This is a genomic window from Nocardioides sp. T2.26MG-1 (assembly GCF_950101795.1).
Classification (GTDB): domain Bacteria; phylum Actinomycetota; class Actinomycetes; order Propionibacteriales; family Nocardioidaceae; genus Nocardioides.
This window is the reverse complement of sequence record NZ_CATNLZ010000012.1, coordinates 37,709-60,529: the sequence shown is the minus strand read 5'-3', so window position 1 is coordinate 60,529 and position 22,821 is coordinate 37,709. Positions and strand designations below refer to the sequence as shown.

The following is a 22,821-nucleotide window of genomic DNA, read 5'->3' as shown; positions in this document are numbered from 1 at the left end:
CTGGCAGTCACCCCCGCTCGGGGTGCTGCTGCTCGCGCGTCCCCGTCGCCGATGGTCCGTCCGTGTCGTCGTCGAACCGCCCCGCGTCCAGCCGGGTCGTGTTGCTTGCGAGATAGGCCTCGACCCGCTCGTGGTCCTGCTGGCTGAGCGGGACCAGGAGCTCCTCGACGACGTCCATCAGCTCGGCCAGCCGGCGGTTGAGGCGCCGCGCCTCCTGCATGTCCTCCTCGAGCGCCTCGACGCGCGCCGCCAGGGAGCCCGTGGCGCCGCCGGCCTTGCCGCGCGACGTCCACGCGCGGGAGCGGCGCAGGCGGCCGGGGAGGTCGAACATGTCCCACCGTCTTTCCTGTGTTTCGTCAGCCAGCCGCCGGTCGGCACCGCCGGTCCGGGGCACGAGGCAGGCTACTACCTGCCTCCGCAGTGCCGGCCGAGGCTGAGCCCCACGATAGGTTGGCCGTTCGAGCAGACACGGATCTCCAGGAAGGCCTCGACGTGATCGGAATGGTGCTGGCAGCCGGAGCGGGGCGCAGGCTGCGCCCCTACACGGACGTGCTGCCCAAGGCGCTGGTCCCGGTCGACGGGGACATCACCATCCTCGACATCGCGCTGCGCAACCTCGCCGCCGTCGAGCTGACGGACGTCGTGGTCGTGGTGGGGTACGCCGCGCAGGCGGTCGAGGAGCGACGCGCCGACCTCGAGCGGCGCTACGGCGTGACGCTGGAGCTGGTGCACAACGACAAGGCCGAGATCTGGAACAACGCCTACTCCCTGTGGTGCGCCCGTGACCACCTGACCGACGGGGCGCTCCTCGTCAACGGGGACACCGTGCACCCGGTGGCGGTAGAGGAGACCCTCCTCTCCAACCGCGGGCCCGAGATCCTGCTGGCGGTCGACACCGAGAAGCGGCTCGCCGAGGAGGAGATGAAGGTCCGGATCGGCGCCGACGGCGGCGTCGTCTCGATCACCAAGCTCATGGACCCGGCGACGGCGTACGCCGAGTACATCGGCGCGACCCTGATCGAGGGCTCGGCGGCGCAGAAGCTCGCCGATGCCCTGCAGGCGACGTTCGAGCGGGACCCGGACCTCTACTACGAGGACGGCTACCAGCACCTGGCCGACCAGGGCGAGTTCATCGGCGTCGCGCCCCTGCCCAGCGGGACCTCCTGGGTCGAGGTCGACGACCACGCCGACCTGGCGCGGGCCCGGGAGATCGCGTGCCACTACTAGCGAGGATGCTGGCGAGCCCCCTCCACCTCGACATCCGGGCGGGGGCGATCGACGACCTGCCCCAGCTGCTCCAGGACCGGTACATCTCGACGACCGGCAGCGTGCTGGTCGCGGTCGGGCCGTCCACCGGGCAGGAGATCTGGGGCCGGATCGCGCCGGCCCTCCCGGGCGCGGCCGTGCACGGTGTGCACGAGGCCAGCCTGAAGGCCGCCACCGAGCTGCAGTCGGCGCTCGGCGAGCGCGGCTACGACGCCGTGGTCGCCATCGGCGGCGGCAAGACGCTCGACGTCGCCAAGTACGCCGCCACCCGTGCCGGCATCCCGATGATCGCGGTGGCCACCAACCTCGCCCACGACGGCCTCTGCTCGCCCGTGGCATCCCTGGACCACCCCCACGGCAAGGGCTCCTTCGGGGTCGCGATGCCGCTCGCGGTGGTCGTCGACCTCGACTACGTCCGAGCAGCACCGGCACCGCTGGTCTCGGCCGGGATCGGCGACGTCGTCAGCAACCTGTCGGCCATCGAGGACTGGCTGCTCGCCGGCCGGCAGCGCGGCGAGCCGGTCGACGGTCTCGCCCTGGCCTTCGCCCGACTGGCGGCCGAGTCCATCATCGGGCGCACCGACTCGGTCCACGACGAGCCGTTCCTCGTGGTGCTCGCGGAGGCACTCGTGCTCTCCGGCATGGCGATGTCGGTGGCCGGGACGTCGCGTCCCTGCAGCGGCGCCTGCCACGAGATCCTCCACGCCGTCGACCAACTGTTCCCGGGGAAGGCGCACCACGGTGAGCTGGCCGGGCTGGGTGCTGCGTTCGCCACGCACCTGCGGGAGCAGCCCGGACGGTTCGCGGAGATCGTCACCTGCCTCACCCGGCACGACCTGCCGTGCCTGCCCAGCGAGGTCGGCCTCTCGGACGAGGAGTTCGTGACCGCGGTCCTGGCGGCCCCGCAGACCCGGCCCGACCGCTACACGGTCCTCGAGCACCTGGCACTCGACGAGGAGCAGACCGCGGCCAGCGTCGCCGACTTCGTCGACGCCGTCGCGACCGTGAGGGGCTCCGGCTGAGTCCGTTGCCGCACCGCTGGACGTGACGCGAGGTGGCTCACACACCCCGCGGCAGATGCGGGATCGCCCGATCCCCGCTGGTAGTCTTCCCGGCGTCTTCGCCGCTACATGACAAGGAGTGAGAACGTGGGTGACTCCTCCGAGGCAGTGGCCGAGCCACGCTCAGACGACGTCTCGACCGCGGGGTTCCGGGTGGTCCAGCGCACGATCATGCGCGCGACCCAGGAGCTCGACGTCCGCGGCCTGTACATCGGTGCCGTCACGTCGATGGCCAGCAGCGCCGACGCGTCGTCCGGGCAGTCCGGCATCGACCGCGCCTCGCAGAAGCTCGCGGCCAAGGCGACGGACAGCACCCCCACGGCCGACACGAGCCTGATCGGCTACGGCCGGATCGACGAGAACGACCACGCGATCGCCGAGAAGGGCCGCCGGATCACCTTCGGCACCTACTTCAACGCGTTCCCGGCGAGCTACTGGCGGCGCTGGACCGAGTTCCGCACGGTGCGGCTGGTGCTGCGCGCCCGCGGTATCGGTGCCCTGATCGTCTACCGCTCCACGGCACGCGGCCAGGTGCTGCGGGCGGACTCGATCCCGCTCGAGAGCGACGAGCCGGTGACGATCACCCGCGACCTGACGCTCGACCCGTTCATCGACGGCGGCTGGTACTGGTTCGACCTCGAGGCCGGCGACGGCGAGGCGGTCCTGGAGAGCGCGGAGTGGTCGATCGAGACGGACCGACAGCAGGTCGGGCGGGTGAGCATCGGCATCACGACCTTCAACCGCCCCGACTTCTGCGGTGACCAGCTCGTCGCGCTGTCGCGCGATCCCTCGACCCTCGCCATGCTCGACGACGTGTTCGTGGTCGACCAGGGCAACCAGAAGGTGGTCGACACCGACCGCTACGCCGAGGCCAAGGCCGTGCTCGGCGACCAGCTGCACATCATCGACCAGGCCAACCTCGGCGGGTCCGGCGGCTTCTCGCGGGCGATGTTCGAGTCCGTGCAGCGCGGCAAGTCCGACTACGTCCTGCTGCTCGACGACGACGTCGTCTGCGAGCTCGAGGGCATCAAGCGCGCGGTCGCGTTCGCCGACCTGACGCGGCGCCCCACGATCGTCGGCGGACACATGTTCAGCCTGTACGACCGCACCGTCATGCACGCCTACGGCGAGGCCCTGGCGAAGTGGACCTGGTTCTGGGGTCCGGCCCCGGAGACCAAGCACTCCCACGACTGGGCCCGGCGTCCGCTGCGGTCGACGCCGTGGCTGCACCGCCGGATCGACGTCGACTACACCGGCTGGTGGATGTCGCTGATCCCGACCTCGGTGATCCGTGAGATCGGCCTGTCGTTGCCCATGTTCATCAAGTGGGACGACGCCGAGTTCGGCCTGCGGGCCGGCGAGGCCGGGTTCCCCACGGTGACCCTGCCCGGCGCCGCCGTGTGGCACGTCCCGTGGACCGAGAAGGACGACACGCTCGACTGGCAGGCCTACTTCCACGAGCGCAACCGGCTCGTCTCGGCGCTGCTGCACTCGCCGTACGACCACGGCGGCCGGCTCGCCTTCGAGAGCATGGCCAACCATGCCAAGCGGCTGGTCTCGATGCAGTACGGCACCGGCGAGATCATCCTGCTCGCGCTCCAGGACGTGCTCGACGGCCCGGAGCGGATGCACTCCGACCTGGCGCACCGACTGCCGTACCTGCGTGAGCTGTCCGGCCGGTACGACGACGCGCGCGCCACCCCGGACCTCGAGCTGTTCCCGCCGCCGCGCATGAAGAAGCCGCCCCGCAAGGGCAAGGGGATCCCCAACCCGACCAACATGCCGGGCAAGCTGATGATGGCCGCCACCGGACTCGTCCGGCAGGTCACGCCACCGCGCGCGATGTCGTCGGCGTTCCCGGAGGGGATCGTTCCCCACCTCGACCAGAAGTGGTTCCGGCTGGCCCACTACGACTCCGCGATCGTCTCGGCCGCCGACGGCACCAAGGCGGCCTGGTACCGCCGCGACCGGCAGCAGTTCACCGACCAGATGCGGCGTTCGACGGCGCTCCACGCCCGGCTGTTCCAGGAGTGGCCGGAGCTGAGCGCCCGCTACAAGGAGGCGCTGGGGTCGCTGACCTCGCCGGACGCCTGGAAGGCGTCCTTCGAGGGGCTCGATGACTGACGCCGGTCGCCTGCACGTCGTCGACGCACCGCTGAGCCCGCCGGCCCCGCGCGCCGGCCTCCTGGAGGTGTTCCGACGCCGCTACCTGCTGCGCATGCTGGTCAAGCGCGAGGTCAGTGCTCGCTACCAGGGCTCGTTCCTGGGGCTGATGTGGTCCTACATCAACCCGCTCTCGCAGCTGTTCATCTACTGGTTCGTGATGGGCAAGATCGTCGGCCGCAGCACCGAGATGTTCGCGGTGCACGTGTTCTGCGGACTGATCGTCGTGCAGTTCTTCATCGAGACGTTCAACGCCGGCACCCGCTCCATCGTGCGCAACCGGTCGCTGGTGCAGAAGATGGCGATGCCACGCGAGATGTTCCCGGTGGCCTCGATGCTGGTCTCGCTCTACCACATGGGCCCCCAGATCGTGATCCTCACCGTGATCTGCCTGTTCACCGGCTGGACGCCCGATCCGGTCTACCTGCTCGGGTTCCTGCTGGCGCTCGCGATCATCGCCGCCCTCGGGACCTCGCTGGCGCTGGTCTTCAGCGTCGCCAACGTGTTCATGCGCGACGTCAGCAGCTTCGTCTCGATCCTCACCAACTTCGTGCGGTTCGCCGTGCCGATGATCTACCCCTACAGCATGGTCGACGCGCGGTTCGGCCACTTCGCGCAGTACTACCTCTTCAACCCCATCGCGGACGCGGTGCTGCTCGTCCAGCAGGCGTTCTGGGTCGGCACCACCGACGACCCGGACGCGATCCACGCCGCGCACATCCCGGATCACCTGTACGCCTACGGGTTCCTCGCCCTCGGCATCGCGCTGGTGATGCTGGTCTGCGGCCAGCTGATCTTCACCCGGTTCGAGAACAGGATCCCGGAGCAGCTGTGACGACGCACTCCAGCAACACGTCGATCGTGGTGGACGACGTCACCAAGACCTTCACGCTGCGCTACCACCGCACGCTCAAGCAGATGACCGTCGCGGCCGTGAAGGGCCGGGACATCCGCGGCAAGTTCAACGCGCTCGACCACGTGTCGTTCACGGTCGAGCAGGGCGAGTCCATCGGCCTGATGGGCCTGAACGGCTCGGGCAAGAGCACGCTGCTCAAGCTCATCAACGGGGTGATGCGTCCCGACACCGGCACGGTGCTCACCCGCGGCCGGATCGCCGGCCTGATCGCGACCGGCGCCGGGTTCCACCCGCAGCTGACCGGCCGGGAGAACGTCTACCTCAACGCCGCCGTGCTCGGCATGAGCGAGGCGGAGACGCAGCGCAAGTTCGACGACATCGTCGAGTTCGCCGACATCGGGCGCTTCCTCGACTCCCCGGTGGGCCACTACTCCTCCGGGATGTTCGCCCGCCTGGGCTTCGCGGTGGCGATCCACGTCGACTCCGACATCTTCCTGGCCGACGAGGTGCTCGCGGTGGGGGACAAGCCGTTCAAGCAGAAGTGCCTGAAGAAGATGCAGGAGATCCGCGACAGCGGCCGCACGCTCTTCTACGTCAGCCATGCGGCGGGCTCGGTCCGCAAGATGTGCGACCGGGTGCTCGTGCTCGAGCAGGGCCGCCTCGCGTTCGACGGCGACGTCGACGAGGGCATCAAGTTCGTCCGGTACGACGACGACGAGAAGTCGGACGGCGACGAGCTCACCGCGGGCGACACCGACGACGAGCTCGGCGCGGACATCTGAGCTGCCCTCGTGACCCGAGCGAAGCTCGGGACACGAGGACTCAGCAGCCAGGTCGAGTAGCCGCGCGAGCGAGGAACGAGCTCGCGACCGGCGTATCGAGACCTCGGTCGTGCAGTGGTCTCGATACGCCGCCGCTCGTCCCTCGCGGCGGCTACTCGACCAGCGACCGGACCGAATCGGCCGGGGCCGAGAACTACAAGCCTGAAGTTTCTTGACAAATCTCGGTTCTGTCGGCGTGTCGAGTGGAAATTACAAGATTGTAGTTACTCAATTCCTCTTCCAGAGGCGTGTTACTGGTGTGACAGTTGCTCCACGTGTGAACTTCCCCGCGCACATGGAGTCCCTCAATGCCCCCCAGCAAGACCACCTTCGTCACCGCCTGTCAGCAGCTGCTGGCGCTCGGTGTCGTGCTTGCCGCGCTCACGCCGGCGGCCAGCGTCGTCAGCCTCGACGTCGTCCGCGAGATGCCGACCGGCGCCCCTGGCGCGGGCTCCTCGGGGGACCCCCTGGGCGACTCGCTGGCGGCCGACCTGTCGGCGTACACCCGGGCCGCCGCGCGACCCTCCAAGGTCCCGACGGCGCCGGTCGACCCGACCGTCACGGAGTACTCCCTGACCGCCCCGGCGGGCAGCAAGGTCGCGCCGCGCGCGGTCAGCAGCCGCACCAAGGCCGGTGCGCTCGGCGGCACCCAGGTGACCAGCCTCCCCGAGGCGGTCAGCGGGTACGGCGCCGTGGGCGTCACCTGGGCGCACGGCACCTCGGTGCCGGAGGGCGCGATCAGCCTCGCCGTCCGCACCCGCACCGGCGACACCTGGTCGGACTGGATGGACCTCGACTACGACGTCGAGCACGGCCCCGACCCGGGCACCGCCGAGGCCCGCCACGCGCGTCCCGGCACCGACGCACTCCTGGTGGGCGACGTCGACCAGGTCCAGGTCCGCGCCTCGGCGGCCCGCACGCTGCCGCCGGACCTGCGCCTCGCCGTCGTCGACCCCGGCACCGCGGCGCGCAGCGCCGTCGAGAAGCCGGCCCTGGACACCGACACGATGGACGGCGCGGCCACCTCGGCCGCCGACCCCGGTGCGCTGACCGGGCGCGTGGCCGCGAGCCTGGACACCGACCCCGGCGAGGGCACCGACGGCGGCGACCAGATCGACCTGCAGGCGGCGACGTACACCCCGCGCCCGAAGATCTACTCGCGCGCCCAGTGGGGCGCCGACGAGCGCATGCGCGACAAGAGCTCGCTGCACTACTTCGAGGTGCACGCCGGCTTCGTGCACCACACGGTGAACGCCAACAACTACAGCCGCGCCGAGGTGCCCGGGATCCTCCGCAGCATCTACGCGTACCACACGCAGTCCCGCGGCTGGTCCGACATCGGCTACAACTTCCTCGTCGACCGGTTCGGCCGCATCTGGGAGGGCCGGTACGGCGGTATCGACCGCCCGGTCGTCGGCGCACACACGCTGAACTACAACGAGTACTCCTTCGCGATGTCCGCGATCGGCAACTACGACATCGCGCAGCCCTCGCAGGCGATGATCCAGGCGTACGGCGCGCTCTTCGCGTGGAAGCTGTCGCTGCACGGCGTGGACGCGTCCTCGACCAAGCAGTGGGTCGGGTCCAAGGACTTCGAGGCGATCAACGGGCACCGCGACGCCGCCTCGACGGCCTGTCCGGGCAGGTACCTGTACGCGAAGATCCCGGAGATCCGTACCCTGGCCGCCGAGGCACAGCGCGGCTGGGCCGGACGCGAGCTGGAGTCCAACCTGGCCTCGACGCCCCACCCCGACCTCATCGTCCGTCGGGCGAGCGACGGCCAGGGCTTCGTGGTCCCGACCGCGGGCCTGACCAGCTTCCGCAAGCCCGTCACCGCGCTGAGCGGCGTCACGTCCGGCCAGGAGGTGGTCGCGTCCCCCGACCTGACCGGCGACGGCATCGGCGACCTCCTGGTGCAGGCTGCCGACGGCAGCGCCGAGGTGCGCCCCGGCAGCGCCGGCGGCTCGTTCGGCAACGCGGTGAAGCAGGTCGCCGCGCTGGGCGGCCACGACCTCCTGACCGCGGTCGGCGACCTCGACGGTGACGGAAGGAACGACCTGGTCGCCCGGTGGCCGGCGACCGGCCGCCTCGACACGTTCCTCGGTCGCGGCGACGGCACGTTCAAAGTCGAGCGGCTCGGCACCACCTGGGGCGGCTACACCCTGCTCGTGGGTGCGGGTGACGTGAACGGCGACGGGCGGCCCGACCTGCTCGCCCGGGACGCCGCGGGTGCGCTGTGGCTGCACCAGGGCCTGGCCAAGGGCGGCTTCGGCAGCGCCAGCGCGGTTCCCGGCTCCTGGGGCCGGTGGTCTGCGATCACGGGGGCGGGTGACCTGACCCGAGACGGCCGGGCCGACCTCGTCGTCCGGGACGCCACGTCCAAGCTCGGCTACGTGCTGCCCTCCCGGGGCGACGGCAGCTACGGGCAGCCGCTCGGTCCGGTGTCCCGGCTGCGCACCATCGGCATGCTCGCCGGGGCCGCTCAGGTCCTCGGCGACCCGACGGCCGACCTCGTGGCGCGCAGGGGCGCCCGCGTGGTCGTGTTCCGCAACAGCGGCGGCACGGAGACCGCCGAGCCGATCGCGACCGGCGTCGACCTCTCGGTGGCCAACCTCGTGCTCAACGCCGGCGACTGGGACCGTGACGGCTTCGGCGACATCGTGTTCCGCAGCAAGAGCACCGGCGCCCTCTACCTGCGCCGCGGCGACGGCACCGGACACTTCGGGGCGTCGTCGATCAAGCTGGCCGACGGCTTCGGAAGCGTCGCCCTGCTCGCGGCGGTCGGCGACATGACCGGTGACGGGTATCCGGATCTCATGGGGCAGCCGAAGGGCGGGGCGATCCGGATCTACCCGGGCAACGGCCTGACCGGGCTCAAGACCAGCTACGTCGCCCACGGCCGGATCGCGGCCGGGCGTCAGGTGGCGGTCGGCCGCTGGGACGGCGACGGTGCGCCCGACTCGTTGTTCCGCAGCGGGTCGAAGCTGACGCTGTTCCCGGGCAACGGGCCCGGCGGGCTGACGAGTCCGCGCACCTTGAGCCTCGACCTGACGCCGTACGACTGGGTCATCGGCGTCAGCGACGTCGGGTTGACCGGGCACTCGGACCTCATCGTCCGTGAGAAGGCGACCGGCTACCTGTGGCTGCTTCAGGGCACGGCGACCGGCTTCGCGCCGCGCCGGTTCCTGGCCGAGGGGATGGGGGAGTACGACCTGGCCGGCTAGACCGGCCCTGCGGAGAAGAGGACTGCCTGGTCCTCCGCGATCAAGGGAAGCGGGCCGTGGCGCGCTCGGCGGCGTAGATCGCCTCGAGACGCTCCGGTCCGGCGTGGGTGACCAGGACCAGCGAGCCGCCGGCAACGAGCGGCTCGGTGAAGGCGGCGACACCTGGTGGGGAAGCCGGGTTCGCCTCCGAGAGGAGGCGGCCGCCGTCGGTGAGGAGACTCCCGGCGGCGGCCGCTGTCCACAGCTGCTCCTGCGTCGCGGCGCCGTACGACGCCCCGGTCGCGACGTCGCCCACGACCGGCGGGTCCCAGGGCGTGAACGCGTCCGGCTGCGACCAGACCTCGACGCCGACGTCGTGGACGCCGGCGGGCAGCGGGTCGGCGAAGCGGACGCCGAGCGGCAGCAGCGAGCAGGCCAGCACCGGCAGCTCCTCGGCCCGGTCCGCCCAGCTCGCCAGGGTCTCTGGGCCGCAGACGACGGCGTCCGGCCCGTCGTCCTCGGGCCCGGTCACGACCAGGCCGACCGTCCACGCCGCCCCGAGGAAGACCGGGCCGAGCCAATGGGCGGGCAGGTCGACGCACAGCGACTGGCCTCGCTCGAGCTCGTGCTCCTCTGCCAGGAGCGAGGCGGCCTTCGCCACCCAGTTCGCGTACGTCGTCACCGAGAGCTCGACCCGCTCGCCGGTCGCGTCGTCGTAGAAGGTGATCAGGGGGCGGGAGGAGTCGGCTCGCAGCTGGCGCGCCAGGACGTCGGCGAAGGTCGTCACCCCACTAGCCTCTCAGCATGCCCGCAGCCGACCCTGCCGCCCCAGCCATCGACCACTTCTGGGCCGTGATCCCGGCGGGTGGAGCGGGCACGCGGCTCTGGCCGCTGTCGCGCTCCTCGGCCCCGAAGTTCCTCCACGACCTCACCGGCCGCGGGCGCACCCTGCTGCAGGACACCCACGACCGGCTCGCGCCGCTCGTCGGCGACCGCTTCGTGGTCGTCACCGGCACCGCGCACCGCGAGGCGGTGCTGGGGCAGCTCCCGCAGGTCGCACCGGAGCGGGTGCTGGCCGAGCCGGCCCCGCGCGACTCGATGGCCGCGATCGGGCTGGCCGCCGCCGTGCTCGAGCGCGAGGACCCCGACGCGGTGATGGGCTCCTTCGCGGCCGACCACGTGATCCCCGATCCCGGGTCGTTCGCGGCCGCGGTGCGCGTCGCCGCGGGGGTCGCCCGCGAAGACTGGCTCGTGACGATCGGCATCGAGCCGGTGTTCCCGTCCTCGGCGTTCGGCTACATCCACCTCGGTGCGCCGCTCGCCGGGCACCCCGGTGCCACCGAGGTGCGCGAGTTCGTCGAGAAGCCGTCGGTGCGGACCGCGACCGAGTACGTCGCCACCGGCCGCTACCGCTGGAACGCCGGCATGTTCGTGGTCCGGCCGACCGTGCTGCTCGACCTGCTCGCACGGTGGCACCCGGAGTTCGCCGGTGCGCTGCGCACGGTCGCCGCCGACCCGGGGCGGCTCGACGAGCTGTGGCCGGGTCTGCCCAAGATCGCGTTGGACCACGCCGTGGCCGAGCCGGCCGCCGACGCGGGCCGGGTCGCGTGCGTGCCCTCGGCGTTCCACTGGGACGACATCGGGGACTTCGACTCGTTGGCGGCGCTGCTCGGTTCGTCCGCCGAGCAGGTCTCGGTGCTCGGGGACGAGGCGCTGGTGCGGGCCGTCGACGCCAGCGGCCTGGTCGTCCCCTCGTCCGGTCGCGTGGTCGCCGTCATCGGGCTGGACGACGTCGTGGTCGTCGACACCCCGGACGCCCTCCTGGTCACCACGCGGGCTCGGGCGCAGGACGTCAAGCAGGTCGTGGAGGGGCTGAAGGCCGACGGGCGCACCGACCTGACGTAGCGCTCGCGGTGGTCGAGCACCACGCTCGTTCGGTGGTCGAGCTTGTCGAGACCACCACGCTCGTTCGTTGGTCGAGTAGCCGCCGAGGAACGAGGCGGCGTATCGAGACCATCTGCGGATCGACGACTGGGGCGATCCGTTCGTTGGTCGAGTAGCCGCCGAGGAACGAGGCGGCGTATCGAGACCACCTGCGGGTCGGTGGCTGGGCAGATGTTCCGCCGGCGTACTGGGTCTCGATACGGCGGTCGCGAGCTCGTTCCTCGCTCTCGCGCCTACTCGACCTGGCTGCTGCGTCTTCGTCTCCCGAGCTCCGCTCGGGAGACGAAGGCAGCTCACATCGCGTTCGGCTCGGGGGAGTCGAAGTAGGGGTACTTCTTCATGAACGAGTCGAGTGCGGCACCGCTGATCTCGGAGCAGTACTGCCAGACGCCCAGCTGCTTGCTGGCGTCGGTCTCGCCCTGGCCGCCGGCGGACCAGTGGGTGAACGCGATGTGCTGGCCGTCGGGGAACGTGGCGCCGTTCTCGTCCGACTTGGTCCACGGCAGCGCGATGAACTTGTAGCGGGGGTTGTCGGCGCCGCCGAACTTCTCCGCGATCGCGCGCAGCTCCTCCAGGTCGGTGTCGTTCTCCGCGATGGTGTGGTCGTACCAGAGCAGCGTGTAGCCGTGCTCGAGGTTGTGCACGAGCGCCTCGAGCTGGGGCCGGTCGTCGGCGGTGTAGAACTTGCGCGCGAACGGCGCGGGCGCGACGCCCGACTCGTTCCAGTGCGCGCCGAACGCCGGCGGTGCGTCCTTGTACTCGACCGGGGTGCCGGTCGGCACGTGGTTCTGGTTGCCGTCGGCCTTCTTGGTGGTGATGTCCTGGCAGGACGACGCCGGGGCACCGATCTCGGAGAGCGCGACCTTGTCGAACTCGCGCCCGTCCCACCAGTCCTTGACGGGCTTGTACGCCGCCGCTCCGATGATCAGCAGGGCGACCAGGACGCAGACGCCGACGATGGCGAAGCCGCGCCGCTGGTCGGCGCTCTTCTGCTTCTTGAGCTGCTGCTGGATCTTCGCCTGGCGATCGTTCTTGGCGGGCTTGGCCACGGTGTGCGTCCTCGGTCGGGCGGGGGCGGTCGGGGTCAGTCGAGGGCAGAGTCTACGGGTGGATCATGGGGTGCCCGGCCGCAACCGCGTGCCGCTCGGAGAATCGGTGCGGACCACGTCCCAGCCGTGGGCGAACGCGAGGGCGGCGACCGCTCGGGCGAGGCCGGGCGGGACCGTGACCAGGAGCTCGCCGCCGTCGGGGCCCGCGCTCGACGCGAGCAGGCCGACCGAGCCCCGGATGGCCGCCGCGAGCTCGGCGGCCGGGGCCGGCGCGCCGAACGGCGCACGGTCGGCGAGGTCGCCGGTGAGCGCGCGTACGACGGCCTCCCGAGCGCCGTACCCGAAGAGGTCGGCGCCCTCGGGCCGGATCAGGGCGGCGGCGCCCGGGCCGTCGTGGCCGGGCGGGAGCACCAGGTCCGCGCGGCCCCGCACGACGGCGAACGGCCGCCCGCCGAGCTTGCCCGGGGCGAGCTCGGCGACGCCGGCGATCTCGTCGGCGACGGCCGGCAGGGTGACCGCGAGCTCGTTGCCCCACCGGTCGGTGCGGCCGGCATGGTCCTCGGCCACCAGGAGGCCCGCGGCGCCGATCGCGATGTCGGTCTGCCCCTCGCGCCAGGCTCGCCCGGCGGTGTCGGTCACGACCACCGCGACGTTGCGGCCGGTGCGCCGGGCCAGTCGCCCGCGCAGGTCGCGGGCGGAGGCGTCCGGGTCGAGCGGCAGCAGCACCACCCGGCCCGCCGGGATGTTGGAGCTGTCGATGCCCGCGGCGGCCATGGTCAGGCCGGTCCGGGTGCGCACGATCGTGGTCGCACCGCGGCGTGCGACGACCCGGACCGTCTCGCTGGCGAGGGCCTCCTCGCGGGTGCCGGTCCGCACCCGGCCCTCGGCCTTGCTGACGACCTTGCTCGTGACGACCACGATGTCGCCGTCGACGAGGTCGACGTGGGGGAGCAGCAGCTCGACGAGGTCGTCGCCGGGGCCGACCTCGGGCACGCCGTCGGGCGCGGTGACCTCGAGGTGGGTCATCCGGCGGCCAGGTCCGCGGCCAGTCCGACGGCCGCGGCGGCCATGGCGGCGGTGGCGTCGACGTCCGTCATCATCAGCGGTACGGCGCGGCACGCGAGGCCGCTCGCGGTCACCCGCTCGACCTGGTCGGCGTCGACCTCGTCGACCAGCCAGCCGTCGAGCACCCCGCCGTCGGAGCGGGCGCCGTAGTGGAGCCCCACCCCGGCGGCGCTCACCTCGACGCCGAGCGACGTGAGCAGCTGGTTGGCCATGCCGCGCACGTGGCTCCCGCCGACGATCGGGGAGAGGCCCACGACCGGCGCCCGGGTGGCGGCGAGCGCCTCACGCACCCGCGGCACGCCGAGGATCGTGCCCACCGAGACCACGGGGTTCGACGGTGGCAGCACGACCAGGTCGGCGTCGGTGATCGCGTCGATCACGCCCGGTCCGGGCGTCGACTCGTCGAGGCCGACGACGACCACGGCCTCCGCCGGCACCTCGGCGCGCAGCCGCACCCAGTACTCCTGGAAGTGCACGACCCGGCGGCCGCTGGGTGCCTGCGCGTCGGCGACGGCGACGTGGGTCTCGACCCGGTCGTCGGTCATCGGCAGCAGCCGCAGGCGATCCCCGTGGACGGGCGTCAGCCACCGCCGGCACAGCGCCTCGGTGACCTGCGAGAGCGGGTAGCCGGCGTCGAGCATCTGGGTGCGGACCAGGTGGGTCGCGACGTCGCGGTCGCCGAGGCCGAACCACGTGGGCTCGACGCCGTACGCCGCGAGCTCGGCCTTGACGCTCCACGTCTCGTCCCGCCGGCCCCACCCGCGCTCGAGGTCGATGCCGTCGCCCAGCGTGTACATGACGGTGTCCAGGTCGGGGCAGACCTTGAGCCCGTGGATCCACAGGTCGTCGGCCGTGTTGGCGACGACGGTGACCACCGCGTCGGGTGCGACGCCGGGCAGCAGGCCCCCGGCGATGCCGTGGAGCAGGCCCTGGAGGAAGCGGGCGCCGCCCATGCCGCCCGACAGCACGGTGATGTTCTGCATGCGGATACCTTGCCGCACGGGGGAGCGGCCACGGCCGCCGGTCGGGCCCCATAGCAGATCCGGGGTTGACTTTCGGGGTACGACAGGCATGTAATTCCCACAGTGTCGTTCACGATGTGGGGAGCGGCAGTACCGGGTCGAAAGGGCGAGGGCCGTGAGAGAACTGTTTCTCCTCGACGGGGACGCCGAGGAAGCAGGCTGGCAGGAACGTGCGCTGTGCGCACAAACCGATCCCGAGGCGTTCTTCCCGGAAAAGGGAGGGTCGACTCGTGAGGCCAAGAAGGTCTGTCTGACGTGTGACGTACGAGACGACTGTCTCGAGTACGCCTTGATGAACGACGAGCGCTTCGGCATCTGGGGCGGGCTCTCCGAGCGGGAGCGCCGCAAGCTGAAGAAGCGGGCCGTCTGAGGCTGGGGTAGCGCCGACCGAGGGGCCTCACCCCCGGGCCGTTAGGGTTCCGGGTCGTGGGTTCCTCGGTCTCAGCGCTGCTCGTCAGCCACGACGGCGCGCGTTGGCTGCCTGCGGTGATCGATGGTCTGCGTGGCCAGCGGACCGCGGTCGACGACGTCGTCGTCGTCGACACCACGAGCCGGGACGGCAGCGCCGACCTGCTCCACGACGCCTTCGGCGGTGAGTTCGGCGACGTCGTCAGCGCGCCGGGGTCGACCACGTTCCCGGCCGCGATCGCGCTCGGGCTCGAGCAGCTGCGCGAGCGCGGCTCGACCAGCGAGTGGGTGTGGATCCTCCACGACGACGCGAACCCCGACCCCGGAGCGCTCGCCGCGCTGCTCGCGGCAGCGGCCGCCGACCCGGGTGTCGACATCCTCGGGCCCAAGCTGCGCGAGTGGCCGTCGCTGAAGCGGCTGCTCGAGCTCGGCGTGACGATCTCCGGCACCGGGCGTCGCGAGACCGGTCTCGAGCGCGGTGAGTACGACCAGGGCCAGCACGACCAGGTGCGCGAGGTGCTGGCCGTCAACACCGCCGGCATGCTGGTGCGCCGTTCGGTGCTCGAGGAGCTCGGCGGGCTGGACCCGCAGCTGCCGATCTTCGGCAACGACATCGACTTCGGCTGGCGGGCGGCGATGGCCGGGCACCGCACGGTGGTCGTCCCGGACGCCGTGGTCTTCCACGCGGAGGCCGCGCACCGCGGCCTGCGGCGTACGCCGCTGACCGGCCGGCACACCCACTACCAGGAGCGCCGTGCGGCGCTCTACACGCTGCTGGTCAACGCGCGGCGCCGCTCCCTGCTGTGGCTGACGGTGCGGCTGGCGTTCGGCACGCTGCTGCGGATGGTCGGGTTCCTGCTGGTCCGCGCCGTCGGGGAGGCGCTCGACGACCTGGCCGCACTGCTCTCGATCTACGCCCACCCCGGGCAGGTCCGCGCGGCCCGCCGGGCACGACGCGAGCTCGGTGTCGTCGACGAGGAGCGCGCCCGGCCGCTGCTCGCGCCGTGGTGGCTGCCCTACCGGCACGGGTTGGACTTCCTCGGCGACCTGGTGGCGGCCGCCACCAACCAGGCGCAGGACGTCGCCGAGCGCCGTCGGGCCGCGGCCGCCGAGCACGCGCCGGCGAGCACCGTGGCCAGGCCGCGCTCGGACGAGGACGAGCTCACCGAGGACACCGGGGCGGTCGCCCGGTTCCTCACCAACCCCGTGGCACTGGCGCTGACCCTCGTCGTGGTCGCGGCGCTCGTCGGTGCGCGGGACGCGCTCGGCGAGGTGGCCGGCGGCGGGCTGTCGCCCGTGCCGGCCGGTGTCTCGGACTGGTGGCGGCTGCACACCGAGACCTGGCACCCGCTCGGCACCGGGACCGCGGTCCCGGCACCGCCGTACCTCCCCGTGCTCGCGCTGCTCGCGGTCGTCCTCGGGGACAGTCCCGCGGCCGCGGTGTCGGCCGTGCTCGTGCTCGCGGTGCCGCTCGGTCTCTGGGGAGCATGGCGGCTGCTGCGGGTGGTCGGCCGGCTCGTGACGCCGACCGGCGCGCCCCGATGGGCGCTGCTGTGGGGTGCGACGACGTGGGCGGTCGTGCCGATCGCCAGCGGTGCCTGGGGCGACGGACGGCTCGGGGTCGTCGTGGGGTCCGCGCTGCTGCCGTGGCTGGCCCACGCCGCCCTCGGCTTCGCCGACCCGGCCGCGGACCGGCGCTGGCGCGCCGCCTGGCGGACCGGGCTGCTGCTGACCCTCACCGCGGCGTTCGCGCCGGTGCTGTGGCTCTTCGCGGTGCTGCTCGGGCTGGTCGTGGTCGCCGCGGCGTTCGCGATCGTGCGCGGCGTCGGGCACGACCGCTCGGTCTGGGGGCCGCCCGCGACAGCGCTCGGGCTCGTCCCGCTGCTGCTCTCCCCATGGTGGCTGCCGGCGATCCAGCGCGGTGCCGCCGAGGCACTGCTGCTCGACGTCGGCCGGCTCCCGGCCCCCGAGGTCGACGGGGTCGCCATGGTCACCGGCCGGCTCGCGGACCTCGGCGCCCCGTGGTGGCTGGGCGCGGTGCTCGCCGCGCTGGCCGTGCTCGCGCTCGTGCCCCGGATGACGCGAGTGCCCGTGCTGGTCTGCTGGGTCGTCGCCGTCGTGGCCGCGGTGATCGCCGCGGTGCTCGGCACCGTGTCGGTCTCGCTCGCGGCAGCGACCGCCGACGCGGGACTCAGCGTGCTCATGGTGGTCCTGCAGGGCGCGTTCGTCGTCGCGGTCACCACCGGCGCGATCGGCCTCGCCAACGGCTCGGCGACCTGGCGCCGGGTCGGCGCCGGTGTGCTCGCCGTGGTCGCGGCCGCGGTGCCCGTCGGCGGCCTGGCGTGGTGGTTCGCCGGCTCCGACCCCGCCATCGCCGACGGCGTGGACACCGACATCCCGGTCTACATGGTGCAGAGCTCCGAGGCGGGCGCCGCGCACGGCATCCTCGTCGTCCGGGGCAGCGTGGACGACGGCCTCAGCTACACCGTCCGCCGCGGCGACGGGGTCACGCTTGGCGAGGACGAGATCCTCGACCTCACCGCGGCTGACGACTCGTTCACCCGCGAGGTGCGCGAGCTGGTCTCGCGGCCCACCCCCGCGGTGATCGACCGGCTCGGGCAGAGCGGGATCGAGTACGTCGTGCTGCCCGCACCCGCAGACGGCGACGTCGCCTCCGTCCTCGACGCGGCGGCCGGGCTCGTCCAGGCGAGCGCGGCGGACCGGTCCACGCGCGCCTGGCAGGTCGACCGGGAGGTCGACGCCACCAGCCTGGACGGGCCCACCTCGTGGCTGCGGGTGCTGCTGCTCGTCGTCCAGGGCGTCGGCGCGGTCGTCGTGGCCGTGCTCTGCCTGCCCACCACCAGCAGGAGGCGGTCGTCATGAGCCACAGCGCCCCCGCCGCCCCGGGACGACGCTCGACCCGCCGCGGCACCCGGCTCGACGTCACCGTGCTGCTCGCTGTCGTGCTGCCTCTGCTCGGCGGGCTCGCCGTGCTGCTGGTCCGCCCCGCGTCGACCACCGGCGCCGACCACCCGCCCACCCGCACCGCACTCAGCCGGGCGACCGTCGTGTGTCCCTCGGCGCTCGGCGACGCCGGCGTCGCGCTCACCAGTGCCGCCGAGGGCGTCCGCGGGCGGGTCGACGTCGGGCTCGGCGACGGCCGGCGCCCGGCGGACATCGCCGCCGGTGAGGTGACGACCGTGGCCGGCGACCCCGGCCCGGCGGCGGTCACGGGCGAGGACGAGAGTGCGCCCGGCCTGGTCGCCGCTCGGTTCGGCACGGACCAGCGGGCTGCCGTCGCGTGCCCCGCGCCCGCGCCGCAGGCCTGGTTCACGGGAGTCGGCGCCGGGGCCGGGCACACCTCGGTGCTCGAGCTGGTCAACCCCGACTCCGGCACCGCCGTCGCCGACGTCACCGTCTACGGACGCGGGGGTGTGGTCGACGCACCCCGGCTGCTGGGGGTCTCGGTGCCCGGCGGCACCAGCGTGCGACTCGACCTCGGCGCCGAGATCCCGCGGCGCGACGAGCTCGCGATCGAGGTCGTCGCGTCGCGCGGCCGGCTCGGTGCCACCGTGCTCGACCGGGTCGACGAGATCGGCGCCGCCGAGCTGACCCAGGACTGGCTGCCCGCGCAGGCGGAGCCGGCCACCGACAACCTGCTCATGGGCCTGGCGCCTGGCGGCGGTCGCCGGACGCTCGTCATCGCCAACGGCACCGACAGCGAGGTCCGGTCCGAGGTCCGGGTCGTCACCGACGACTCGGTGTTCGCGCCGAAGGGGCTCCCGGAGATCCGGGTCGCACCGCAGAGCGTCCAGCGGATCTCGCTCTCCAAGGTGCTCGGCTCCGCGTCCGCCGACGGCGCGACCGGCCTGCTCGTGACGTCGAGCGGCCCCGTCACCGCCACTGCGCGCTCCGTCGTGCAGGGCGACCTGTCCCACGCCGTCGGGGACGCGCCGATCGACGGCACGGCCACCGTGCTGCTGCCCGACGGCGGCAAGGGCGTTGACAAGACCGTCGAGCTCGCCGGCGCCACCCGGGCCGGCTCGGTCACGGTCGTCGCCCGCTCCGCCTCCGGTGCCGAGCTGGACACCACCCGGGTCGACATCGTGCCGGCCGAGGGCGTCATCGTGAAGCTCCCCGCAGACGCCGCGCTGGTGACCGTCACTCCCGCGCGCACCTCGGTGTCCGGCGCCGTGCTCGTCTCGGCGACCAGCGCGTCCAAGGGGAGGCCGAAGGGCGCCGCGGTGGTGCCGTTGACGCTGCCGGCGATGAACGGCCTGGTGCCCGACGTGCGACCGGGCCTGCCGTAGCCGCGTCTCGCGCGTCGACTTCGTCGCCGCGCGGGCCGCGGGATCGCTCCTGGGTCGGTCTCCAGAGGGTGTGGTTGCGGTGAGCGCGGAGGCTGCGGGACCCCAGGACCGGACCCCAGCACCGGCGAGTCGCAGGGATCAGTCGTCGCGGTCGTACCGGGGGTCCACCTGCTCGGCGTCGACGCCGAGCAGCTCGGCGACCTGCTCGACCACGACCGTCAGGACCATGGCCTCCAGGTCGGTGCGGGTCTCGCAGCGGTGCTCGATGGGCCGGCGGAACAGCACCAGCCGGGTCGGCGTACCGCCCGAGCCGCGGACCAGCGACGACAGCGGCACCGTGTCGGACGACCAGTCGTCGGGGATCTGGGGCGTGTCCTCGACGGCGTACTCGACCAGCCCGAGCCGGTCCTGCCAGCGCGCGTCGATGTCGGTGACGATGTCGAGCGCGAGGTCGTCGAAGCGCTCCCGGGCGGTGCGCAGCTCGGGACGGCCGGGGACCGCGGGGAGAACGCCCGGCCCCCGCATCCCCCGGCCGCGGCGGTCCCGGATCCGGCGCTTCGGCGGGCCCGGGTCGGGGCGCGTGTCATCCACACCGCGAGCCTAATGCGCCCGCACCCGGGCGACGGGTAGCGTCAGCGCCGTGAGTCCTGCCCGCCGCTGTTCGCGTACCGCCTGCGGCCGTCCCGCGGTGTGCACGCTGACCTATGTCTACGCGGACCAGACGGCGGTGCTCGGCCCCCTCGCGACCTACGCGGAGCCACACGCCTACGACCTGTGCGAGGCGCACAGCGAGCGGCTCTCCGCCCCGCGCGGCTGGGAGGTGCTGCGGCTCGCCGCCGACCCCGCGGCCCAGGGACCCTCGAGCGACGACCTGCTCGCGCTCGCCGACGCCGTGCGCGAGGCCGCCCGGCCCGCGCCGCTGCCGCGCGTGGCCCCGGCCGCGGAGACCGGCCGCGAGACCGCCCGCCGCGGCCACCTCCGGGTCCTCAGCAGCGACTGACCCGCGCCCACTAGGCTCCGGAGAATGGTGGACACCCTCGACCCGGCGAACGTGCGCGCGGTCTTCAAGGCGTACGACGTGCGAGGCACCGTCCCCGAGCAGGTGGACGAGAGGCTGGCCCGGGCGACCGGCAGCGCGTTCGTCCAGGTCGTCGGCGCGACCACGGTCGTGGTCGGCCACGACATGCGCCCGAGCTCGCCGGGCATGGCCGGCGCGTTCGCCGAGGGCGCGAGCGCGGCCGGCGCGGACGTGGTGATGATCGGGCTCGCCTCCACCGACCAGCTGTACTTCGCCTCCGGCTTCCTCGGCCACCCCGGTGCGATGTTCACCGCCAGCCACAACCCGGCGCAGTACAACGGCATCAAGCTCTGTCGAAGCCTGGCCCAGCCGGTCGGCCTCGACACGGGACTCGCGGAGATCCGCGACCTGGTCGCGGACGGCGGCCCGGTGACCTCCGGGCCCGCCGGCGCGATCTCCGAGCACAACGTGCTCGAGGCGTACGCCGCGCACCTGATCTCCCTGGCGCCGGTCTCCGGCCGCCGGCTCAAGGTCGTCGTCGACGCGGGCAACGGCATGGCCGGGCACACCGCGCCCGCCGTGTTCGCGCGGCTCGGCGACGCGGTCGACCTGGTCCCGATGTACTTCGAGCTCGACGGCACGTTCCCCCACCACGAGGCGAACCCGATCGACCCCGCCAACCTCGTCGACCTCGAGAGGCGCGTCCTCGCCGAGGGCGCCGACCTCGGGCTGGCCTTCGACGGCGACGCCGACCGCTGCTTCCTGGTCGACGAGCGCGGCCACGCGGTGTCGCCCTCGACGCTGACGGCCCTGATCGCCGCCCGCGAGCTGGCCAAGGAGCCCGGGGCGACCGTGATCCACAACCTGATCACGAGCCGCGCCGTGCCCGAGATCGTCACCGAGCTCGGCGGCAGCCCGGTCCGCACCCGCGTCGGCCACTCCTACATCAAGGCCACGATGGCCGAGACCGGCGCGATCTTCGGCGGCGAGCACAGCGGCCACTTCTACTTCCGCGACTTCTGGCGCGCCGACTCCGGCATGCTCGCCGCCCTCCACGCCATGGCGGCGCTCGCCGAGACCGAGCGGTCGCTCACCGAGCTGCTCGCGCAGTACGAGCGCTACGTCGTGAGCGGCGAGATCAACAGCGAGGTCGCGGATCCCGCCGCGGTGATGGCCGGGATCGAGACGACGTACGCCGGCGCCGACGGCGTCACCGTCGACCACCTCGACGGGCTGAGCGTCAGCCACGCCGACTGGGCCTTCAACGTGCGCCCGTCCAACACCGAGCCGCTGCTCCGGCTCAACGCCGAGGGCCGCGACGAGGCCACCATGGCCGACATCCGCGACCGTGTTCTGACCGAGATCAGGAGTGCCCGATGAGTGTGAACCCCCCTGCCAACCCCCCTGCCAACCCCCCTGCCAACCTCGACCCCGAGCTGCTGGCGATCATCGTCTGCCCGGCGTGCCGCGCCGAGCTCGACCTGACCCAGGGCGAGGGAGTGGCCGAGCTGGTCTGCCGCGGCTGCGGCCTGGCCTACCCGATCCGTGACGACATCCCCGTGCTCCTGGTCGACGAGGCCCGCAAGCCCTGAGAGGCGGGCCCGATGGCCACCTGGTTCGACGAGTCCCGCCTCGACGACGAGGCCACCCTGGAGAACGACGGCGCCCTGCGCCACCTGGCGGAGTCCGGCGCCCGCGTGCGCCGCGCCGCGGGTGACGCCGCCGAGGCCACCGACCATGCGGTCGCCCGCGCCGAGGAGCTGGCCCGGCCCCGGGCGGTGATCGCCGCCGGACCCGACTCGCGGCTGCTCCGCGCGGTGCTCGAGCCCTGGTGCCCGGTGCCGTTCGTGGCCTGGCCCGGTCCGGCGCTGCCTGGGTGGGCCGGCAGCCTCGACCTGGTCGTGGTGCTGGCGCCCGACGGCGTCGACACCGGTACGGCGTCCGCGGTGGCCGAGGCGGTGCGCCGCGGCTGCCAGGTGGTGGTCGCCGCGCCCGCCGGCTCGCTGGTGGCCGAGCACGCCGCCGGCCGCTGGAGCACGATCCTGCCCACGGACAACCGGGACCAGCTCGCGGCCGCCGTGCTGGTGCTCGAGTATCTCGACCGGGTCTCACTCGGTCCGCGCGCCGACGCCGAGCAGGTGGCGACCGCTCTGGACGAGGTGGCGATCGCGTGCTCCCCGCACCGCGACCTGGCCGTCAACCCCGCCAAGATGCTCGCGATCGCGCTGGCCGACACCAACCCGCTGGTCTGGGGTGGGTCCGTGCTCGCCGCCCGGGCCGCGCGCCGGGTCGCCGAGGCCATCCGCCGGGCCAGCGGTCGCGCGGCGCTCGCCGGGGACGCCGACCACCTCCTGCCGGTGCTCGAGGCCACCCGGCAGCGCGACGTGTTCGTCGACCCGTTCGCCGACGGGCCCGCCGAGCTGCGTCCGATGCTGCTCGTGCTCGACGACGGGGCCGAGGAGCCCGTGGTGCGCGAGCACCGCGGCCGGCTCCAGGCCGCGGCCGCCTCGCGCGGCGTACGCGTCGAGAGCGTCACCACCGACGCGCCGACCGAGGTCGCGCGCTACGCCTCGCTCATGCTCAGCGGCCGCTACGCCGCCGAGTACCTCCGTCTCGGTCTCGTGGAGGACTGAAG

Annotated in this window: 20 protein-coding genes; 14 read left to right on the top strand and 6 right to left on the bottom strand. The window is 73.0% G+C overall.

The annotated features are described in order from the left end of the window. Positions 1–7: 7 nt before the first annotated feature. On the bottom strand, positions 8–331 hold the full coding sequence (locus QQZ14_RS09990) for a DUF6752 domain-containing protein (protein WP_284534114.1): 324 nt from the start codon (positions 329–331) through the stop codon (positions 8–10). 170 nt (positions 332–501) lie between these two features. Here QQZ14_RS09990 and QQZ14_RS09985 point away from each other — a divergent pair, with 170 nt between their 5' ends. From QQZ14_RS09985 to QQZ14_RS09960, 6 genes are all read left to right on the top strand, one after another. After that, a complete protein-coding gene (locus QQZ14_RS09985) occupies positions 502–1,227 on the top strand; it encodes a phosphocholine cytidylyltransferase family protein (protein WP_284534113.1) in 726 nt (241 codons plus the stop codon). 5 nt (positions 1,228–1,232) lie between these two features. Beyond that, a complete protein-coding gene (locus tag QQZ14_RS09980) occupies positions 1,233–2,288 on the top strand; it encodes an iron-containing alcohol dehydrogenase family protein (RefSeq protein WP_284534112.1) in 1,056 nt (351 codons plus the stop codon). A 126-nt stretch (positions 2,289–2,414) separates the two neighbouring features. Continuing rightward, positions 2,415–4,451, top strand: a complete 2,037-nt coding sequence (locus QQZ14_RS09975; RefSeq protein ID WP_284534111.1) for a glycosyltransferase — start codon at positions 2,415–2,417, stop codon at positions 4,449–4,451. Further along, positions 4,444–5,325 carry an ABC transporter permease gene (locus QQZ14_RS09970; RefSeq protein ID WP_284534110.1) on the top strand — a complete coding sequence of 294 codons (882 nt, stop codon included), beginning with the start codon at positions 4,444–4,446 and terminating at the stop codon, positions 5,323–5,325. Before QQZ14_RS09975 ends, QQZ14_RS09970 begins: the two co-directional genes overlap by 8 nt. Then, positions 5,322–6,128: an ABC transporter ATP-binding protein gene (locus QQZ14_RS09965; protein ID WP_284534109.1), complete on the top strand. Its 807-nt coding sequence runs from the start codon at positions 5,322–5,324 to the stop codon at positions 6,126–6,128. Before QQZ14_RS09970 ends, QQZ14_RS09965 begins: the two co-directional genes overlap by 4 nt. Positions 6,129–6,475: 347 nt before the next feature. Continuing rightward, the gene (locus QQZ14_RS09960) at positions 6,476–9,391 is read left to right on the top strand and encodes an FG-GAP-like repeat-containing protein (RefSeq protein WP_284534108.1); all 2,916 of its coding nucleotides are present in this window, start codon (positions 6,476–6,478) and stop codon (positions 9,389–9,391) included. Between the two features lie 40 nt (positions 9,392–9,431). Here QQZ14_RS09960 and QQZ14_RS09955 read toward each other — a convergent pair whose 3' ends face one another. Further along, positions 9,432–10,157 carry a TIGR03089 family protein gene (locus QQZ14_RS09955; RefSeq protein WP_284534107.1) on the bottom strand — a complete coding sequence of 242 codons (726 nt, stop codon included), beginning with the start codon at positions 10,155–10,157 and terminating at the stop codon, positions 9,432–9,434. 17 nt (positions 10,158–10,174) lie between these two features. Between QQZ14_RS09955 and QQZ14_RS09950 the strand changes: the two genes are divergently transcribed. Continuing rightward, positions 10,175–11,275 (top strand): mannose-1-phosphate guanylyltransferase, encoded by a 1,101-nt coding sequence (locus tag QQZ14_RS09950; RefSeq protein WP_284534106.1) that lies wholly within the window; start codon positions 10,175–10,177, stop codon positions 11,273–11,275. A gap of 332 nt (positions 11,276–11,607) precedes the next feature. Here the strand turns inward: QQZ14_RS09950 and QQZ14_RS09945 are convergent, their stop codons facing one another. From QQZ14_RS09945 to cofD, 3 genes are all read right to left on the bottom strand, one after another. After that, positions 11,608–12,363: a DUF3105 domain-containing protein gene (locus QQZ14_RS09945; protein WP_284534105.1), complete on the bottom strand. Its 756-nt coding sequence runs from the start codon at positions 12,361–12,363 to the stop codon at positions 11,608–11,610. 63 nt (positions 12,364–12,426) lie between these two features. Then, the gene (gene cofE / locus QQZ14_RS09940) at positions 12,427–13,389 is read right to left on the bottom strand and encodes a coenzyme F420-0:L-glutamate ligase (RefSeq protein ID WP_284534104.1); all 963 of its coding nucleotides are present in this window, start codon (positions 13,387–13,389) and stop codon (positions 12,427–12,429) included. Beyond that, complete coding sequence (cofD, locus tag QQZ14_RS09935) at positions 13,386–14,411, bottom strand: 2-phospho-L-lactate transferase (protein ID WP_284534103.1); 1,026 nt, start codon at positions 14,409–14,411, stop codon at positions 13,386–13,388. Before cofD ends, cofE begins: the two co-directional genes overlap by 4 nt. 154 nt (positions 14,412–14,565) lie before the next feature. Here cofD and QQZ14_RS09930 point away from each other — a divergent pair, with 154 nt between their 5' ends. From QQZ14_RS09930 to QQZ14_RS09920, 3 genes are read left to right on the top strand one after another with little or no spacing between them, the layout of a single operon-like run. Beyond that, positions 14,566–14,820 carry a WhiB family transcriptional regulator gene (locus QQZ14_RS09930; protein ID WP_284534102.1) on the top strand — a complete coding sequence of 85 codons (255 nt, stop codon included), beginning with the start codon at positions 14,566–14,568 and terminating at the stop codon, positions 14,818–14,820. 56 nt (positions 14,821–14,876) lie between these two features. Continuing rightward, positions 14,877–17,741: a glycosyltransferase gene (locus tag QQZ14_RS09925; RefSeq protein WP_284534101.1), complete on the top strand. Its 2,865-nt coding sequence runs from the start codon at positions 14,877–14,879 to the stop codon at positions 17,739–17,741. Beyond that, positions 17,738–19,168: a DUF5719 family protein gene (locus QQZ14_RS09920; RefSeq protein WP_284534100.1), complete on the top strand. Its 1,431-nt coding sequence runs from the start codon at positions 17,738–17,740 to the stop codon at positions 19,166–19,168. Before QQZ14_RS09925 ends, QQZ14_RS09920 begins: the two co-directional genes overlap by 4 nt. A 138-nt stretch (positions 19,169–19,306) precedes the next feature. Here QQZ14_RS09920 and QQZ14_RS09915 read toward each other — a convergent pair whose 3' ends face one another. Further along, entirely contained in the window at positions 19,307–19,759 is a 453-nt protein-coding gene (locus tag QQZ14_RS09915) for a metallopeptidase family protein (RefSeq protein WP_284534099.1), read from the bottom strand. Between the two features lie 49 nt (positions 19,760–19,808). Here QQZ14_RS09915 and QQZ14_RS09910 point away from each other — a divergent pair, with 49 nt between their 5' ends. The 4 genes from QQZ14_RS09910 to QQZ14_RS09895 are packed head-to-tail and all read left to right on the top strand — an operon-like array spanning position 19,809 to position 22,819. Continuing rightward, the gene (locus QQZ14_RS09910) at positions 19,809–20,168 is read left to right on the top strand and encodes a DUF3499 domain-containing protein (RefSeq protein ID WP_284534098.1); all 360 of its coding nucleotides are present in this window, start codon (positions 19,809–19,811) and stop codon (positions 20,166–20,168) included. Between the two features lie 24 nt (positions 20,169–20,192). Further along, entirely contained in the window at positions 20,193–21,566 is a 1,374-nt protein-coding gene (locus QQZ14_RS09905; protein WP_284534097.1) for a phosphomannomutase/phosphoglucomutase, read from the top strand. Then, positions 21,563–21,778, top strand: coding sequence for a Trm112 family protein (locus tag QQZ14_RS09900; protein WP_284534096.1), 216 nt, complete (start codon positions 21,563–21,565; stop codon positions 21,776–21,778). Before QQZ14_RS09905 ends, QQZ14_RS09900 begins: the two co-directional genes overlap by 4 nt. Positions 21,779–21,790: 12 nt before the next feature. After that, a complete protein-coding gene (locus QQZ14_RS09895) occupies positions 21,791–22,819 on the top strand; it encodes an SIS domain-containing protein (protein ID WP_284534095.1) in 1,029 nt (342 codons plus the stop codon). Positions 22,820–22,821: the final 2 nt, after the last annotated feature.